The organism is Desulfobulbus alkaliphilus, assembly GCF_016918545.1.
In the GTDB taxonomy this organism is placed as follows: Bacteria; Desulfobacterota; Desulfobulbia; order Desulfobulbales; family Desulfobulbaceae; genus Desulfobulbus; species Desulfobulbus alkaliphilus.
On record NZ_JAFFQC010000088.1, the window covers coordinates 1 to 1,549 of the forward strand.

At 54.6% G+C, this 1,549-nt stretch carries 1 protein-coding gene; it reads left to right on the plus strand.

Annotation, left to right across the window (positions count from 1 at the left end; genetic code table 11):
* The coding region (locus tag JWG43_RS17460) for a transposase (RefSeq protein WP_205244228.1) at positions 1 to 1,365 on the plus strand (1,365 nt) is incomplete at its 5' end.
* Positions 1,366 to 1,549 lie beyond the last annotated feature (184 nt).

A 1,549-nucleotide genomic window follows, 5' to 3' on the forward strand; every position in this document is an offset into this window, starting at 1 on the left:
CGTACCCGCCAGGAAACCCAAACATTCCGTCGAATCAAAATGCGTGCTCATCTCAATGCCGATGCCCTCTTTGCCATCATCCGTAAGGATCTGCAGCGGGTGCCCGATCATCGGGCCGCCAATACATCGATCCCCTTGGATGACGCGCTGATGAGCGCCTTTGCCATGTTTTCGCTCAAGGATCCCTCATTGCTTGCCTTTGAGCATCGGCGGCAGGATGAGCCGGAAAGTCTCCACGGTGTGTACGGCGTGGGGGTGATCCCCAGTGACACGCACATGCGGACCCTTCTGGACGAAATAGTGCCGACCCATATCCGGCGACCGTTCCGTAGTGTTTTCCATCAATTGCAACGGGGCAAGGTGCTGCCGCGGATGACCTGCCTGGGCGGTCACCTGCTCTTGGCCATCGATGGAACCGGCATTCACAGTTCAGAAAACATCGGTGCCGACTACTGTTTGACCAAAAAGCGACGTAACGGCAAGATCGAATACCATCTGCAGATGGTGACCGGGGCCTTTGTTTCCCCGGACTGCAAGGAGGTATTGCCAATCTGCCCGGAGCTTATCCGGCGGCAGGATGGGAGCACCAAGAACGATAGCGAGCAGAACGCCACCAAGCGCTTGCTCGCTGATTTCCGTCGAGAACACCCGCACCTGAAGGTCATCGTCACCGAAGATGGTCTGAGCGCCAACGCCCCGCATATCAAGGACTTGAAGGCCCATGACTGCCGCTTCATCCTTGCGGCCAAACCCGGGGATCACGTCTTTCTGTTCAACCTGATCGACGAGGCGGCCAAGCGGGGAGAACTCACGGAACTGATCCTGCCCGACAGCAAGGATGAAGACAAAGTCCACGTTTTTCGTTTCATCAATTCCGTGCCGCTCAACAAGGTCAGCCAGGACGAACTACGGGTCAATTTCCTCGAATACTGGGAGGTCGAGACCAAGGACGGGGAGGTGAAGGTCTGCAACCGCTTCAGTTGGGTCACTGATCTTGAAATCACCCCGGACAACGTCATGGAGATCATGCGCTGCGGTCGCGCCCGCTGGCGGATCGAGAATGAGACCTTCAACACCCTCAAGAACCAGGGCTACAATCTCGGTCACAACTACGGTCTGGGCAAAAAACACCTGAGCGCTGTTTTCATGCACTTGATGATGCTGGCCTTTCTCGTGGATCAGGTGCAGCAGCTCTGTTGCCCGCTGTTTAAGGCCGCCAGGGCCAAGGTGGGCAGCAAAAGGGCACTGTGGGAGCGAATACGTAATTATTTCCATACGTTTATTGCTCCATCCATGGAAGCGATTTTACGGATGATCGCGCATGGGTTTGAAAAACAATACTGCCCAACATATGAGTACGGCTGACAGGTAGCAGGCACATTGACAAAGACCAGGCGCCTGTCGTAAAAAATGCATTGACAGGCCGGACGGATAACTCCGCCCTGAAAACAAGATTTTCGCCGGTTTTTCCGGTGAAAACAAGAGCACCGAGCATGAATCCTTTTTTTATGGAAGAAATCAGGCCGGGCTTAAACGAAATGGACGAAAA